General features: G+C 46.2%; 15 protein-coding genes and 2 tRNA genes. 8 read left to right on the top strand and 9 right to left on the bottom strand.

Annotated elements, in window-relative coordinates:
• Positions 1-178: 178 nt before the first annotated feature.
• From PHG53_05795 to PHG53_05815, 5 genes are all read right to left on the bottom strand, one after another.
• Positions 179-2,326 carry a glycoside hydrolase family 20 zincin-like fold domain-containing protein gene (locus PHG53_05795; GenBank protein MDD5381133.1) on the bottom strand — a complete coding sequence of 716 codons (2,148 nt, stop codon included), beginning with the start codon at positions 2,324-2,326 and terminating at the stop codon, positions 179-181.
• A gap of 111 nt (positions 2,327-2,437) precedes the next feature.
• Entirely contained in the window at positions 2,438-2,740 is a 303-nt protein-coding gene (locus tag PHG53_05800) for a GIY-YIG nuclease family protein (protein ID MDD5381134.1), read from the bottom strand.
• Positions 2,741-3,278: 538 nt separating this feature from the next.
• Positions 3,279-4,091, bottom strand: a complete 813-nt coding sequence (locus tag PHG53_05805) for a hypothetical protein (protein ID MDD5381135.1) — start codon at positions 4,089-4,091, stop codon at positions 3,279-3,281.
• 567 nt (positions 4,092-4,658) lie between these two features.
• A tRNA-Ala gene (locus tag PHG53_05810) sits at positions 4,659-4,729 on the bottom strand.
• 22 nt (positions 4,730-4,751) lie between these two features.
• Positions 4,752-5,264 carry a nitroreductase family protein gene (locus PHG53_05815; GenBank protein MDD5381136.1) on the bottom strand — a complete coding sequence of 171 codons (513 nt, stop codon included), beginning with the start codon at positions 5,262-5,264 and terminating at the stop codon, positions 4,752-4,754.
• 104 nt (positions 5,265-5,368) lie between these two features.
• Here PHG53_05815 and PHG53_05820 point away from each other — a divergent pair.
• Positions 5,369-5,442: transfer RNA gene (locus tag PHG53_05820), tRNA-Val, on the top strand.
• Between the two features lie 3 nt (positions 5,443-5,445).
• Here the strand turns inward: PHG53_05820 and tatC are convergent.
• The 4 genes from tatC to PHG53_05840 form a co-directional block, all read right to left on the bottom strand.
• Positions 5,446-6,204 carry a twin-arginine translocase subunit TatC gene (tatC, locus tag PHG53_05825; GenBank protein ID MDD5381137.1) on the bottom strand — a complete coding sequence of 253 codons (759 nt, stop codon included), beginning with the start codon at positions 6,202-6,204 and terminating at the stop codon, positions 5,446-5,448.
• A gap of 24 nt (positions 6,205-6,228) precedes the next feature.
• Positions 6,229-6,501: a twin-arginine translocase TatA/TatE family subunit gene (locus tag PHG53_05830; protein ID MDD5381138.1), complete on the bottom strand. Its 273-nt coding sequence runs from the start codon at positions 6,499-6,501 to the stop codon at positions 6,229-6,231.
• Positions 6,502-7,287: 786 nt separating this feature from the next.
• Entirely contained in the window at positions 7,288-8,166 is an 879-nt protein-coding gene (locus PHG53_05835) for an FRG domain-containing protein (protein MDD5381139.1), read from the bottom strand.
• A gap of 72 nt (positions 8,167-8,238) precedes the next feature.
• A complete protein-coding gene (locus PHG53_05840; protein MDD5381140.1) occupies positions 8,239-8,361 on the bottom strand; it encodes a hypothetical protein in 123 nt (40 codons plus the stop codon).
• Between the two features lie 185 nt (positions 8,362-8,546).
• Here PHG53_05840 and PHG53_05845 point away from each other — a divergent pair, with 185 nt between their 5' ends.
• The 7 genes from PHG53_05845 to PHG53_05875 all read left to right on the top strand — a co-directional run bounded on the left by PHG53_05845 (position 8,547) and on the right by PHG53_05875 (position 16,724).
• Positions 8,547-9,563 (top strand): hypothetical protein, encoded by a 1,017-nt coding sequence (locus tag PHG53_05845; GenBank protein MDD5381141.1) that lies wholly within the window; start codon positions 8,547-8,549, stop codon positions 9,561-9,563.
• Positions 9,556-10,554, top strand: a complete 999-nt coding sequence (locus PHG53_05850; protein MDD5381142.1) for a DUF362 domain-containing protein — start codon at positions 9,556-9,558, stop codon at positions 10,552-10,554. Before PHG53_05845 ends, PHG53_05850 begins: the two co-directional genes overlap by 8 nt.
• Before the next feature lie 7 nt (positions 10,555-10,561).
• Positions 10,562-12,307, top strand: coding sequence for a 4Fe-4S binding protein (locus tag PHG53_05855; protein MDD5381143.1), 1,746 nt, complete (start codon positions 10,562-10,564; stop codon positions 12,305-12,307).
• A 20-nt stretch (positions 12,308-12,327) separates the two neighbouring features.
• Entirely contained in the window at positions 12,328-13,569 is a 1,242-nt protein-coding gene (locus PHG53_05860) for an aldo/keto reductase (GenBank protein MDD5381144.1), read from the top strand.
• A 465-nt stretch (positions 13,570-14,034) separates the two neighbouring features.
• Positions 14,035-15,009: an ADP-glyceromanno-heptose 6-epimerase gene (gene rfaD / locus PHG53_05865; protein ID MDD5381145.1), complete on the top strand. Its 975-nt coding sequence runs from the start codon at positions 14,035-14,037 to the stop codon at positions 15,007-15,009.
• A gap of 2 nt (positions 15,010-15,011) precedes the next feature.
• A complete protein-coding gene (locus PHG53_05870) occupies positions 15,012-16,049 on the top strand; it encodes a hypothetical protein (GenBank protein MDD5381146.1) in 1,038 nt (345 codons plus the stop codon).
• A 96-nt stretch (positions 16,050-16,145) separates the two neighbouring features.
• Positions 16,146-16,724 (top strand): DUF502 domain-containing protein, encoded by a 579-nt coding sequence (locus PHG53_05875; protein ID MDD5381147.1) that lies wholly within the window; start codon positions 16,146-16,148, stop codon positions 16,722-16,724.
• Positions 16,725-16,726 lie beyond the last annotated feature (2 nt).

The following is a 16,726-nucleotide window of genomic DNA, read 5'->3' on the forward strand; positions in this document are numbered from 1 at the left end:
CCGTACAATCGCTTCCATAATTCGCCTTCCATAACATCTCCTTTCAAAGGAATTCTATTCAGGAGTATTATGAAGGCGAATTTCTTAGGGCGCAAGGACTTATATCACTTGGCGCAAAAAGTTGTTCACGTGGGGTCAACTTTGAGGCTGTATATCTTGTTGATATTTAGTCCCGCTATTACCTCTTTTGACTGCTTCGTGCGATTTCTACATCCCTCGCGACTTCGTCTCGGACCAGGGCCCAGTGAAATAGGTTATCATTGTTCGCGTTAAACAAATTGCGGTTGTAGTGCGTCAGCCGCATATCACGGTAAATTGGACGCGTGATTTTGATCACCTCATCCCAATATTTTAGCCCCTCTTGCAAGTGTCCGATGGCATTCTGTTTATTCGCTTCGTCACCGGTCAATCGATAGGTGTGCAGCGAGATTGCGCCCTTCAGTTTCTCCGCCAGATGTAAGCCGAGATTTGCCCAGATTTTCACGTCCGCCGCTTCATACATAAGCGTTGCATTCCCGGATGTATTGATGTCCTTCACCAGGCGCAGTGCCTCCCGATTGTCGCGCTCGAGCATCTCTGCCAAAATAGGCGGCGTGATGCGACCATCTTCGAATGAGCCCCCGTTAAGGACTGTCTCCACATACTCCTTCACAGAAACATATTCTGACGCCATCGTCGGCTGACTAATGAGCTGGTCCACCGAGATGTATTTCGTGTAGTCGCCCTGTAGCGCCAGAAATCCCTCACTGTAAAGTGTGAAATCCCACTTAGAATCGTAGAGGCAGGCCAGCCGCAATTGGGTAGACGAGGCAAGCGAATAGGCCTGTAGAAGATTGTCACCCTTCGCCCCGTAGCGCCGGTTGAACTCGGCCTGGAATACCGCGTCAGCCGTCTCCGGATTATAGAGCAATCGGCCCCACAGTTTATAGAACAGCCATTGCCGCTGAAATGCCCATTTCCAGTTGACCGGTTCCTTGACCGCGGTAAAATAATCCAGCGCAGGGATGTAGGTTTCCGACCCCACGAAATACCCGCCGACGTAATCTGCCCCGCCGTTAAGTGCGATGTGTTTGCGGATGAAATCGGGCACACCCCAGCGAAGCGCAAAGAAATCCTCGTTGCGCGCCTGCCAGACTATCTTGTAGTTCTTTGGCTCGGGCACGAAATAGGTGTCCCCAAGTTTCCCTCCGTGAACCTTTTCCAGCTTTGGGGTTGAATGTGCGTGAGACCAGTTGAATTTTATCTCGACCCAGATTGGGCCGTCGAAACGATTTTCTAATCGCTCCATTGCTTCGCGCGTAACCTCCTCGACGTTCTTGCTCACTCCCGGCTCCGACGAGGTCCCCGAGGAGAACGGCACGCGATGAATCAGCTTCACAGGTCGATTGGCCTCAAGCATCCCGGCTATGATTACATCGTCAATCCATTGCTGACGCTCCAGCGGCGTCATCCCCGCCATCCCCTCGCCGTGGGACACGCCGATGCCGTCCAAGTCCGGGTATTCCTCAAGCACTTGCTTAACGCTCTCGCGCAGATACCGGCGAACTATCTCCGACGTATCACCGGGCACGTAATAGTGCGGGTAAAAATTCTCCTTCGCCACATTGTGCGCCTTGGCAAACTTCTCGCTCACGAAGATGTTCCAGTGAACAATGTATGTGTCCAGCCCCCGTTCTTTCGCCATCCGGAAAACCTCTCGATAAAGCCGCTGCCACTCTGCGAACTCTTTTCTCGACCACGGGCTCGCCTCTGGAAAATTCTTCGGCCGAATCATATATGTGTACGGATGCAGATTCCACAAACTGATGACGTTGAACCGGTTCTCCACCATCATGTCCAGAAATGCCTCCCAATACTTCAGGTCGCGCGCCGTCTTATAATGCTGGTCCAGCGCCGAACTCGGCCGGTATGTGTCCCATGGCAGGTTGTATTTAATCCCGCGAAACGCCAGCTTCGGCTTTTCTTCCACCGCCTTGACCTCCTCCAGTGCCGTCCCGTTCCGCACCATCTCCGCCAGTGCCAGTGCCCCGTATATCATCCCGCGGTTATCCCCGCCGTAGATAGTGATAACCTTCCCCTCTGGAATAATAGAAAATGCCTCCGCCTGCAGCTTGCCCGGTTGCACCGCCAGATTGATTAGGTAGTTGTCCTTGGTCCGCTTAGACTTCACTTTGTAACCTTGTCCTGCCAGTGCTTCGCCCAATTTTCGTGCGGCATACGATGCCTGCGGAACCTTTTTTTCGTAGACGATAGTAACGGCTTTAGCCCATACCGTCCCGGCTGCCAGCCAGCAGACTATTATCACCAAAAGAAAAATCTTCTTCATTCTCAAACCCTCAAATTATTGCCGACTCAATGACTAAACCGCTCACTGGCATATAACATCACCGCCCCAAAATCAAGAAAATATTTAGCCCTGCCTGTCCCCGAGAAGTTACTACTTTGGTTTCGCAACAGGGAATCCAGTATTTATAACTTCACTGAATAAATCATGCCATTCTTGGTTCTGCTTCTCAATAAGTATCATTTCCCACTGTCGCCGCCACTTCTTCAATTGCTTTTCCCGTTTGACCGCTTCCTCCAAACTTTTGTGCTTTTCATAATACACAAGTTTTAGCACATCATATTTCGCTGTGAACTCATTGGCTCGCCGTCCCTTATGTCTTATGATCCGCTTCGCTATGTCCTTTGTCATCCCAACATATAGCGTCCCATTCCTCTTACTCGCCAGTATATACACATAATATTCTCACGTCTTTGCCATATTTGGATTTTACACCCAAACCGCTGGCCTCGCCAGCGGCGTATATAGCCCCCGGCTTCGCCGGCGGGGTGCAGGAGTGAGTATTGCTTTTGTCATTCCGCACTTGCCTGTCCCAGTATTCCGTTGGCTGGGGATGCGGAATCCACAAGTTTGTGCTCTGAAATTTCAAATCTCAAATCTTCTTCTCACCTTCCCACCTTTCAAACCTTCCCCGTTTTCCACTGCTCTACTATTCAACTGTTCTACTTTCTCGCGAAGCACCCCCCCAACCTCGAAAACACCGAAGCAATTGGCGAAAGACTTGTCGCCAATTGTAAGTGCCTCGCCAGAATGCGGTTGGTGACACTCCTTTGGCCGCAGCTTAATGCGAGAGAGTTATAGTTTTTAAACCTTGCACTTGCTAAACCCCCGCCAAAAAATCCATGTTAGTCAGGCAATTTATGCCTGAACTTTTCTATGAACTACAAACTAAAAATTCTCTGTGAACTCTGTGTTTTCTGTGGCTAATTAAAAATCAATCAAATGCGCAGGGGGGTAAAAAATTGCCTACCATTTTCTGCGCATTTTCTCTCACTTTTGCTACGCAAACAAGTGAGAACACGACCCGTTTCTCTAAAGAAACAAACATTTCCACACAATGTTCATCAAGAAAATCAGCCGCCTTTTGAAGTATTCCGTCACCAAAATTGCCAAAACTCAGAACACCGTGCGCGGCGAAAAAAGTCTCGAAAGACCTTATGGGAATCATCTGTTTGAGTTCATTGAATGTGAAATAGTGCCATCCATTCCTGCCTGCCGAACCCAGTTTTCTGAGTATCAAGTAGATGATCTTTAGGGAGTGGGCTTTATCGATTATCAAGAGATGTCCGTTGGGATTCAGGATCGACAAGCAATTGCTGACCGCCTTGCGGAACTCAGCATGGCTGTGTTGGCGGTTGACTCCTCCCAGAACGTCCTTCAACATGACCAAATCGAATCTGGTCTTTTGGTCCAATGCAAAAATGCCTGCTTGCCCGACGAGGAGTCTTTCCCTCATAAGTCCATACTGCTGGGCCAGCAGCGACAATGCCTTATCGAGTTTGGAAAGTTCGCCATTGGAGTAACATGTCACCATTGATTTTGCGCCACGAGCAACTAAAAAAAGACTCAATGTTGACCGGGCAGTGGCGCCTAGTTCGAGCACGTTCAGATTGTCGAAGCGAAGAGATTTTGATATGACGGCTAATCCCTCGAGAAACACCTGTCGGTGTGGTCGGATATGCCAAGCGACACAGTCGTTCAGTAATTTATACTCCACAGCAGATAACTGGCTTATTAGCGTATTCATACTAACAATTCAAAAAGTCCTTATTTTCACGGCGCAGACTTTATGCACCCTCAGCGCTTAATAAATTCGCAAAAAACTGAAATGATAATCCGCACCTTTCCAACACTGCCTCCTGTTTTCAGAAGAGATTGGAAAATACTCTCGCTTTCGTATTATCTGGATTATATGTTCTTGCCCCTCGTTGTCAAGAAAATTCTTGAGAAACATCGTGTAATCCGCAATTAAATTTTCTTCCTGTCCCCTCCCCCACTCTTTCTCCCTGTTACTTGTCCTTAGCCTGTCGAAGGAATTTAGGTAACCTTTGGCTGAACTTCTCTACGAACTATGAACTAAGAACTCAAAACTGCGAGACTTGTTCGCTTCGAACAATTCGCGCAGGGGGGTAAAAAATTGCCTGCCATTTTCAACCATTTTTCGCGCATTTTCTCTCACTTTTGCGCGCATTTTTAGCGCTTTTTAGCAATTTCTACCACTTTACACCCACCCAAAAACGCAAACTTGCGCGTTTGATGCTATCCTATGTCCCCTAAATCCCCCATCTTAATATCTCGGCTGGACAAAAAATAATGGAGACGGAGGGAATCGAACCCTCATTCCTGCAATGCGATTGCAGTGTGTTCCCGTTACACCACGTCCCCTAACTCTTTACAAATCAACATCTTAAAACTGCCACTTATCATAGCAGACAATATTTTCTATCGGCTCCCGGCTTGGGGTTTTCGCCTGGTCAGCCGGGTAGCCAACCGCCATAAGTTCAATTACAGCAATATCTTGTGGTATTCCCAATGCCTTTCTGACCGTTTCCGGCTCGAACGACCCTATCCAGCACGTTGCCAACTGTAACTGCGTTGCCTGCAAGGAGATATGTTCCATCGCGATTGCCACATCGATAGGCGACACCGCCTGCCCGCATTTCATAACATAGTTGCTGTTGCTGCACGCAGCTATCATAACTCCTGCTTTTCCAAAAACTTCCGGATGATTAGTGCTTGCAGCTACCTGCTGTTTTTTATCCTTTTCGCTAACCACCACGAAGCGCCAATCCTGCAGATTCTTTGCCGATGGCGCAAGTCTCGCCGCCTCAAAGAGTTGCTCGAGCTTTTCCTTTTCTATTGGCTTATCTAAATACGCCCTGCAGGAATATCGTTTACGAATAACTTCAAGCACAGCCATAAAGCGCCTCTATAAAATTCATCAATAGTCTCACTCGTTTACATAAATATAAAGCTTCCAAAACATTGACGCAAGGACTAAAAACCTGTATCTTTATAGTCTAAGGGCGATTAGCTCAGTTGGCTAGAGCACGTGCTTTACACGCACGGGGTCACAGGTTCGAGTCCTGTATCGCCCAGTTTTACCTTTTTCTGCGATTCGCAAAGTAACTAAGCAGTATTCCCAATTCAAACAGCAGATACATCGGAATCGACAGGGCAAACAAGGAAACAAGGTCTGAACCGGGCGTAGCGGCTGCAGCCACGATAACAACACCCAGTACCACGTATTTTCTTGATTTACGCAGGGTCTCAATTGAAACCAGCCCGGTTTTATTCAAGAAGAAAATAGCTACCGGCGTCTGAAACGCAAGGCCGAAGACCAGCATCATTGTAGCCACGAATGACACATAGTTCTTGAAGGTGAAATTGGAAGCAACCCCCAAAACACTCATATTGAAACGCACAAGAAAACGCAGAGTTAACGGCGCTATGATAAAGACAAAAAACAAAGCGCCAGCAACGAACAAAATCGTTGAAAAAGGCACTGCGAGATAGATATACCGTTTTTCATGCGGGTAAAGTCCTGCGGAAATGAACAGCCACAACTGATAAAAAACCCAGGGCGATGCTATCACCACTGCTGCAATCATCGATATTTCCATATAGCTGGTGAATCCGTCGGTCGGAGCGATGCTCTGGAGGCGTGCTTCCTGCCCCATCACTTTGATGTAGGGCTGTTCAATAAACGATATTATCCACTTGCCGAAGGCCAGGCACACAATAAGGGTTGCCACCAGACCTAATATCACAAGGATAAGCCGAGCACGCAATTCCTCAAGGTGGTCGCCGAGACTCATAGAGTTCTCGAGGTGGTCTTCTTTCTTTCTGGTCTTGCTCATTTTGGCAGGTTTGTTTGCCGTGAGTTAAACGTTGAGGTCGGAGTCGTCTGTGCCTCCGGCCTTTTTGGTTTCGTTAACTACGTCGTCTTTGATTTTTTTAACGTCGTTTTCCAGCTCATCCTTGGCTTGTTCACCTTCCTTGATGCCTTTTTTAAACTCGGTCAAGCTCTTGCCTATGCTTCGGGCGACTTCCGGAAGCCGTTTGCCGAATATAATCAAAGCAACAACGAGGATAACCAGCCACTCCCAACCCTGCGGCATCCACGCCGCCAGTATATATCGTAAATTTTCAGCCATTTCGGTCTCCTTTTATATTCGAAGCATTATAACGCCATCCAAACAGTCCTGTCAATTGACAAAAAATTGGCTTTGTTTGGGTTTGTTTTGAGTAGTTCATAGTTCGTTGTTCGTGGTTGTTAGTTGTTACTGTTATTAAAGTTATATTCATTTTAGTGGTTTCGGAAATTGGGTTCGTTTTGCATAATTAATCATTTTTGATTGATTTTTCCGCTATAAATAGAAAATCTCCGTTGTCGCAGTTCCGGCCACAGAGAAAAAAAGAGAAGTAAATTATAAACAGTATTAATTGGTTATTGGTAACCGCTCATTGGTAATTCCTTTCAAGAGAGACCGCCTCTCTATAATTGGAGGAACATGCGCGAATGATGCGAAAATTTTAGCCGTCGCTCGTGGCTCGGCCCTCGTAACTCGATATGAGAAAAGGAGTAAAAATTTTTCTGATTTTTCTGTTTTTGATGTGCAGGTAGCTGCGCTTTTGATTGAAAGTTGGGGCCACAGAGTTCACAGAGGACAGAATGGTTTTAAAGTTAAAAATTGTGCTGGAAATTTTGTTGTAAAACAGAGACCCCGATGAGATAGGTGTGGCATCTCACGGGGCAAGCTGCTGCGCGAAAGTTTCGCCCCGCCATAGGCGGGTAAGTTGCTATTTATTATTTTCTATTTTCTATTTTAACAGGAACGAATATAAATTTTCCTTGAGGCGGACAAGTTTTTCAGCAGCCACGATAGCCCTGATTTAATAGGTGACTGTCCTTAATTAAAATATAAATGGCGGGAAGAATATTATAAAATAATCGGTGGGGATAGCCCATGCTTATTAGATATGTCAGCGGCAATTTTTTCCAAGCATAAATCGCCTTCGTGGATTCCGAGTGTTGCGCAATTTATTCCCCATCGGTCCAGTTTTTTCAGGAGGTCTGATTTCATTTGTGGGCTAATTATAAAACGTCCGCATTTTCGAACACCCAGACGGTGGATCTCCTTATCGTGATGAACATCGTATTGCCCGGACATGATTATCCACGCCTTCTGTTTAATCGGACGCTCCAACAAACACAGATAGTGGAACCTGATTAGTATCTCTTTATCCTCACCGTTGGTGAAATCCTTTTCAAAATCATCCGTTACGAATTCATACTTTCCGTAGAAAGGCATCCATTGAGTTGCAATGGCATACGAGAAAACATTGTAATCCATCCACCAGACAACGCCAGGCTCTTCGGGATTGTGCCGGCAGGCAAAGAAAAGAGCAATGAAGGGGTCAGAGGTCCAATCGACGCATCGTGTTGGCAGGCCGTAGTGCCGACCAACAAAGACCGTTCCGGTATTACGAAACTTTCTCCATTTCGAATTAGCTACATCAAGGAAACGACGCGCTTCTGGAGGAAAGTGCGGATGCGGATCTGCCTCTTTCCTGAAGGATTCGAGCAAGCTTGTTTCTACCTCTGTTCGTTTTTCTGCGGGAATTTTGTTTTCACAGCGGAAGTCAAAGCTGGAGCGTATACATTTCCAATCCTGAGGCACGCCGTGGCACTCAACCTTTCCCGAGATTGACAATTTAATGAATCGTTCCCAGCAGTCATCCGCATTAGTTGGCTCGACTGCCCGCCAAGCATCATCGACTTTGTATTGATACTGTTGCTTGATATTAGTTTTTGACATACGGACATCAACTCCAAAAACGATTACAATACTAAAGAATATGGACAAGAACTCAACATTACATCACTTTTATTACGCCAGTTTGTAGGCGATTTGTTCGTCGAGGATGTCTTTGACGGTAAGGGGGGATTGGATTTGTTTTTCTTCTCCATAGGCCATTAGTGTAAACCCTGCCGGATAATTTGCAAGAGGCAATAAAGATAAAGCATTCCTCGCGCCTGCACCCCACGGCAATAAACCCTGCCATCAAGATGGCAGGGCTAACAGATTGGGCGGAATTTACCGCTCCATAACTGTCGCGGCTCTGTGGTGGGTGGGGCTAAATAATTGACAATGGGCGGTTGAGAGTATAGTCTATTGCGGGTTAAATGGAGTTTTTTATGGGTTCAGTTCCCAAGCGAGCGAAACGACTTGAATCGGTTATAGGCATCTGCCTGTTAGTGATTCTTGCTCTTACCGGCGTTGGCATATTCATAAGGCAATCCAATTATGATATAAGCCGATACGGGATGGACGCCGCTGCCGTATCAAAAACAGAAATTCAAAATTCCAAAGCTGAAACTGGTTTTGAATTAAGCACTTTAGCCCCCGCCGGTTTTGAAACGCTTTCGAAAGCTGAAAGTTATAACGCCGACAGTCTCTATGAGAAGATTGACGGCAAGGCACCGTTATATCTTGAAGCAGGCTTTAAGGAACTGACCACCCAGCGATTTGTAAGTAAAAGCGACCCGAATTTATGGATGGAGCTTTACATCTATGATATGGGCAATATCCGAAACGGCTTTTGCGTTTACAGCGTGCAGAAAAGAGCCGAGGCGGAGGCATCTGAGTCCATGCCGTTAGCATACGGAACCAGCAATTCTATGTATCTCGTGCACGGCAAATATTATGTGGAAATAATCGGTTCGGCCGAATCAGATAAAATGGTCAGGGCAATAATGAAACTGGCACAGAATACCCAGGCGAATTTAGCCATTGAACCCGGTGGAGGCATAACTGAATTTGCATTTTTCCCGCAGGAGAATTTGGTTCCGGGCAGTTTTAAGCTTTACCTGGTAAGCGCCTTCGGCTTTGAGAAATTAACCGACATTTTTACCGCAAGATACAAAGTCGGAGAAGAAAACGTTACCGCCTTTATAGGTAAACGGGCAGATTTGAAAGAAGCTGAGGCAATCGCAGAAAGCTATCGCAGCTTTTTGATTGAAAATGGAGCGGTAGCAAAAAACACAGACAATAAAACGCTCGCAGGTAAGATTCTGGACTCCTACGGCACGACCGAAATCGTTTTTACGGTCGGGCCTTTTGTGTCAGGTATTCACGAGGCAGAAGACCAGCAAGCGGCGGAAAAAACAGCGGAGATATTGATTAACAAACTTAAATCACTAAACAATGAATGAGCAAAATGATAAAAAATTAAGCCGGCGGCAATTACTGGCGAGGGCAGGCAAGGCGGGGATTTCAATTGCCGCTGCAGGGGCTATCGCGAGACTGCTTTTTGATGCCGAGGGGCCGAAAGCCAATGTCGAAGGCGAAAAAAAAGTGACATTAAAGAATTTCTCGGTGCAGCAGCGTCCGGGACAAACAATAAGCGTTGTTAAGGGTGAGGACAGGACAGCAACAGTCGATAAGGCGATAGAATTGCTCGGCGGGATAGAAAGATTTGTAAAAGCCGGCGAGACGGTCGTAATAAAACCCAATGTCGCATTTGCAACGCCTGCGATGTTATGCGCCACGACTAATCCGGAACTTGTGGCTGAGGTGGTGCGGCTGTGTTACAGCAGGGGCAAGGCAAAAAAAGTCATCGTTACAGATAATCCGATTAACGACCCCGCGAGCTGTTTTACATTAAGCGGCATAGGCAAGGCGGCAAGCGATGCGGGGGCGGAAGTAGTATTGCCGAAAGCGAACCTCTTCAGAGATACGACACTGCCGGGTGGCGAGCTTATTAAAGATTGCCCCATCTTCTTCGAGCCATTCGCAAAAGCTGACAAGGTGATTGGTATTGCCCCGGTTAAAAACCATCACAGGGCGGGCGCTTCAATGACCATGAAAAACTGGTATGGTCTTCTGGGCGGACGGCGGAATATCTTTCATCAGGATATTAACACCATTATTGCTGAGCTGGCTATGATGGTAAGGCCGAGCTTGGTTATACTCGATGGGACAGAAGTTATGATGACGAACGGCCCAACTGGAGGGTCGACTTCGGATTTAAAACGCACAAATACTTTAATCGCAAGCACCGACTGCGTGGCGGCTGATTCATACGGCTGTACCCTGCTGGATATGAAGGTCTCGGATTTGTCCTACCTTGCGAAGGCTGAAAAAGCAGGCGCCGGGACATCCGATTACGAATCGTTAAAGCCATTAAGAACAGAGGTAACTTGAAAATAATATGAGAATCACGACAGTTCGACGAATACATCAGTTGTTCATTTTTGTCCTGTTTGTGTGGTTTTGCATCGTCACCACAGTCGGGGAGGAGTTCTGGCAAATCCGGAATTGGCCTGTTAACTGGATTTTGCAGCTGGACCCGCTCGTTGCTCTCGGCACGATACTCTCGACAGGCAAATTTTACTGGCCTTTACATTGTGCGCTGGGGACAGTCGTCATAACGATAATCTTCGGGCGGTTTTTCTGCGGCTGGATATGCCCGTTCGGCGCGATTCATCAATTCGTCGGCTACATAGGCAACCGAAAAAAATCTGCACCACAAAAAATTCAGCTTAATAAATACCGAAAAGCACAGGGCATAAAATACTTAGTACTTGCATTCTTTCTTTCTGCGGCGGCGTTTCCATCGATTGCAGCCAGCCTGCAAACAGGCCTGCTCGACCCCATCCCGCTGGTGACGCGCAGCTTTCAACTTGTGCTGCTTCCCATTTTTGACAGGGGGACGTATTTGACCTCGGTCAATGTTCGCTATTACGAATATGGCTGGCTGATATTTGCGGTATTTGCCGCGGCAGTCCTGCTGAATCTTGTTATACCGAGATTTTACTGCCGGTTTATCTGCCCGCTTGGCGCTTTTTTAGGAATTATAAACCGATTTTCGATTTGGCGCATCGGCAAGACCAGAAGCGAGTGCATCAATTGCAAGATGTGTGAAAAGGCCTGTGAGGGCGGCTGCGAGCCCGCGGGTAACATAAGAATAAGTGAATGCGTGCTTTGTTTTAATTGCCGGGATGACTGCAACCACGATCTCATTGCTTATCAGACCGTGCCGTCACTTGCGGGCGAAATCACGAATCCGGATATTTCGCGAAGAGGATTTATGATTTCGCTGGCGAGCGGCGTTTTGGCGATACCGGCGATTCGACTCAGCGGCAAATTAGCCGGCAACTGGTATAATAAAGTTATCCGGCCGCCGGGAGCGTTGGCTGAGGAAGAATTTCTGAAGAGATGCATCAAATGCGGACAGTGTATGCGGATATGTCCTACGAATGTTATTCAGCCCGGCGGAATCGAAGGCGGGCTGGAAAATCTCTGGACGCCAGTGCTGAACAATAAAATCGGCTCAAGCGGCTGTCAGTTGAACTGCGTCGCCTGCGGGCAGGTCTGCCCAACGTCAGCCATCAGGCCGATTAGCCTTTCAGAGAAACTCGGAACCGGCGAATTTGCCGAGGCCGGGCCAATCAAATTGGGAACGGCATTTTTCGACCGCGACAGGTGCCTGCCATGGGCGATGGATAAACCCTGCATAGTATGCGAGGAGAACTGTCCGGTCAGCCCAAAGGCAATTTATACGCGGGAATACTTCAACACGGTTAGAGACGGTATCTTAACGGTAAAAAAGGTATCAGGTAATACGATAGAAACTGTCGAGAACAACCTTCCGCTTGACAGGTTTGCCACGGGCGATTATTATTGCGTTACCGAAGGCAATGAACGCAGGAAAATCGCGGCAAACACAGAAAATTTAATTAAAATTTCTCCGGAAAGGCATTTTGAAAAAATACCCTCTGAAGGCAGTAAAATCGAGGTTAAAGTGCGGCTGCAAAGGCCTTATGTTGATATTGAAAAATGCATCGGCTGCGGAGTCTGCGAACACGAATGCCCTGTTAGCGGTAGAAAAGCTATAAGGGTTTCCGCAGAAGGTGAAACAAGGAGCACGGATAGAAAACTGTTACTTAAACGCTGAAATTACCGGAGTGAAATAAAATGAAAGAAAAACACGATAAAATCAACAGAAGAAATTTCTTAAAAACAATAGGAGCTGCGGGGCTGGGCTCTGTTTTCGCTTCATCTCAGTTAAAAGCCGACCCGAATGAGCCGAACGCTGCGCAGAAAGCGGAAGGAGCAAAATTTCCCGAGCTTCCGCGGCGAAAACTCGGTAAAACCGGTATCGAAATCCCGATTCTGTCCAACGGGTTGATGTTCGACATAACCGAAAACCAGCTTATCTTAAGGGCCAATCTTCAGCACAACGTCACCTATTGGGACACCGCCAGCGGTTACTTCAACGGAACCAGCGAAATCGGCATAGGAACGTTTCTCGGCAAAAATCCGGAGGTTCGAAAGAAACTGTTCATCGTCACCAAAGCATCAAGAGCTTACACTCCGGAAGATGTCGAAGCGCGCCTTCAAGAATCTCTGAAAAGGATGAATACCGATTACATTGATTTGTATTACGGCGTTCACGGCTGCGACAACCCGGATTCTCAGCTCACCGCAGAGCTGCAGAAATGGGCGGAGGGCGCAAAGAAGCGCAAGCTCATACGCTACTTCGGATTCAGCACACATAAAAATATGGAAAAATGCCTGATGGCCGCGTCCAAGCTCAAATGGATTGACGCGATAATGACAACCTGCAATGTCTCAGTAATGCAGAACCAGCAAATGCAGGAAGCCATCCAGGCCTGCAGCGACGCCGGCGTCGGCCTTATCGCGATGAAGGTACTGCTCGGCGTCCAGAAGAAACAAGCCGAGGCAGAAGATAGAATGGTTACTCATTTTCTCGATAAAGGCTACACGCGCGAGCAGGCCCTGATAAAAGCCGTCCTCGAAGATAAACGCATCACCGCAGCCTGCTTAAGGATGGAAAATGTTACCTTGCTTCGTTCAAACGTCGCTGCTGTCCTCGACAAAACCAGTCTTACGCAGGCAGATACGGACGTCTTAAAGAAATACGCCGCAGAATCCTGCGGCGGTTATTGCGCCGGCTGTGCGGATATCTGCGACGCGGCCCTGCCGAACCTGCCATATACCAGTGATATTATGCGGTATTTGATGTACTACAACAGCTATGGCAATCGCCAAGAAGCAAGAGAGTTGTTTGCTCAAATTCCCAGCAATGTAAGAAACGAACTGCTCAATACCGATTACAGCCTCGCGGAAGCCCGCTGCCCGCAGCGTTTGCCCATAGGCAAACTGGTTGCCGAAGCGGTCGGCAAATTGGCCTAACCGGTATTTCAAAGATAGCATATTAGATGGCTTCGGCTGACAGGTTTTGCCCAAAAACCTGTATTTGAATTGTCTAAAAATCTTGCGGATTTATCAAGCGTAACTGCTTTATCAACAAGGAGTTACATCTGCCAGGGGGTGATTTTTCTTGATTTCCCCCCTGCTTTTAGGGTATAATAAACACATAATAAAATAGTTTTTGATGGTTCTATTTTTTTGGGGTGGGGGATGAAAAAATTTTATTATGAAATCTGGTTGCCGTTCACATTCACAAAAAGGCGAATCCTAATTCTCGCAATTGCAAGTTATATTGCTATGTGTTAGAAATCGCCGGACTTCTTTAGTTTCTTAAACCGCTCAGCTTTGGGCGGTTTTTTTATGCGCTTCAAATCCATTAAACATTGACACGCTCGAAACGCCGAATTAAGCTTACGGACCTAAGAGACTTCTGTAAGGAATTTGTAAATGATAATAGTTACCGGCGGAGCAGGCTTTATCGGCTCAGCACTAATTGCTGCCTTGAACAAACGGGGTATTACCGATATTTTAGCGGTTGACGAGCGAGGTAAAGATAAGTGTAAAAATCTCGTGGATTTATCCTTCGCCGACTATACCGAGAAAACCGACTTTCTTAAAAAAGTCTCCGAGAAAAAACCGGGTTCTGGCATCGAAGCGGTTTTCCATATGGGCGCCTGTTCAGATACAACCGAAACAGACGCTGAATACCTTAAAAAAAATAACTACGAATACTCCACGCTGCTGGCCAAGTGGGCAACTGACGCTAATATCCGCTTTATCTATGCCTCGAGCGCAGCCACCTACGGCGACGGTTCAAAAGGCTTTTCTGACGACGAAGGAAAAATCGAGCAGCTCCAGCCTTTGAATCTTTACGGTAATTCCAAGCAGCTTTTCGATCTGTGGGCGAGGGAAAACGGCCTGTTGAAAAAAATCGTCGGCTTAAAATACTTCAATGTCTTCGGCCCGAACGAATACCACAAGGGCAATATGCGAAGCTTTATCCTAAAGGCGTTCGAGCAGATAAACGCAACCGGCAAAGTCCGCCTCTTCAAATCCAAAAACAGCGATTACGCCGATGGCGAATACAAACGGGATTTTCTTTACATAAATGACGCTGTTGATATGACGCTATTTTTCTACGACAACCCGAAGATAAACGGCTTATTCAACATCGGCGCCGGCAAGGCCCGCACGTGGAACGACCTTGTAAAAGCAGTTTTCGCCGCAATGGATAAAAGCGTGAACATCGAATATATCGAAATGCCCGATTCAATTCGCAATCAGTATCAATACTTCACGCAGGCCGACATGACCAAACTCCGCAAAGCCGGCTATAAAAAACAAATCGCTTCCCTCGAAGACGCAATAAAAGACTATGTTCAAAACTATCTGCAGAAAGGTGAATATCTGGAGGGCAAATAAGGATGGCGACGAAAAAGAATGTAAAGAACCAAACGAAGCTAAAAGAGCTAACATGTTTTATCATAATGCCCTTTTCTGATATTAAGTTCAAAGCTTCTGGAAATAAAAACAAAACTCTTTCGGAAAAGAAATTGTCTAACATCTACAAGCACCTCTTCAAAAGGGCGGTTGAAAGCTACGATCACAACAACGTGCATTTTACTGCCAATAGATACACAAGCCAAAGGGGTAACTTTGTTAAAGGTATTATAAGTCATTTAGATACCGCTGACTTGGTTATGGCCGATTTAACTGGACTGAATCACAACGTATTTTATGAGCTGGGTATTAGACATACGCTTAAGTGTGGTACTTTGATGCTTACACAAAACAAGAAAGAATTAGCCGCTGACCTATCCAATTATATTGCAATGGAATATACATATCCCGAAGTGTCTTGCGAATTCAATAAATATTATCTGGAGTTTGAAAAAGAACTTCATATTGCGATTGACGAGGTACTTGATAACCCTGATAGATCAGACAATCCTGTCCGAGACTTTATTGGCGATCGCAATATATTCCACAATGAACAGAGAATCAAAGAGGTTAAAACCAATATGGAATTCATGAGGATGCTTCAACTTGAATATTGGAGCAATGTCTCGGCTCTTTTGCGATGCTTTGAAAAATGGAGAAGAGAAGGAAGCACAATATTCCAACCTGTTCATATAACCGCGAAACCTTTTTTGCAAAGGTTGATGCTGTTAGGTGAAGATATAGAGGTCATAGAATTTGTAAAAAACCTTAGTCATGACATTGAAGTTATGGAAAATAACAAAGTGTGTTTAAGAGATTATATAACTGGAAAAACCACATACAAGCCCCAGTTTAGTTTTCGAGATTATCAACAGAAATACCATCATGTTTTAGATTTGCAGAAATACTATACAGGTAAAAGAGATTTACTAACCCTCCACCAATCACCTGAGCCTATTTGCAAAAGCTTTAATTACTTCATTGGGAAATGGGAAAAAGAGTTGGGAGAATTAATCAAGTAGACTTTGTTAGATACTTATGCCGATTACGCCATATCAGACCGAACAGGCTATCGTGACGCATAATTCCAACACGGAAAAAACGAAGGGCAGGTAAAAATGAAGAAACTTTTGGGTTATTTCCTTAAGGGACTTTTGGTATTTTTGCCGGTAACAGCAACTGCATTTGTATTCGTCTGGGCATTTACGAGCATAGACGCTCTATTGCGAAATATACTGAGAATTAAAATTCCGGGAGCGGGACTGGCTGCAACTATCGTATTGATAACAATAATAGGTGTTCTAACTTCCAATGTTATCGGCCGAAAACTCTTTGAATGGCTGGACAAAGTTTTGAAAAAAGTTCCGATTGTCAGGCTGTTGTACAACTCAATCAAAGACCTTGTGGAGGCATTTGCAGGCGACAAGAAAAAATTCGACAAACCTGTGCTTGCGACCATCGCAAATACAAACATGAAGGTGGTTGGCTTTGTTACAAAGGAAGAGCTGGCTAATCTTGGCCTGAACGATTATGCGGCAGTTTACCTTCCTCAGTCTTACAACTGGGCCGGCAACGTCGTTCTGCTGCCTAAGCAGGCAATCCAGCCGTTGAATATCGATAGCGCGGAAGTAATGGCCTTTATTGTCTCCGGCGGCGTGTCAGGACAAGGCCAGGACAGCAAACCAGCAACACATTAATT

Source organism: Phycisphaerae bacterium (genome assembly GCA_028714855.1).
In the GTDB taxonomy this organism is placed as follows: domain Bacteria; phylum Planctomycetota; class Phycisphaerae; order Sedimentisphaerales; family Anaerobacaceae; genus CAIYOL01.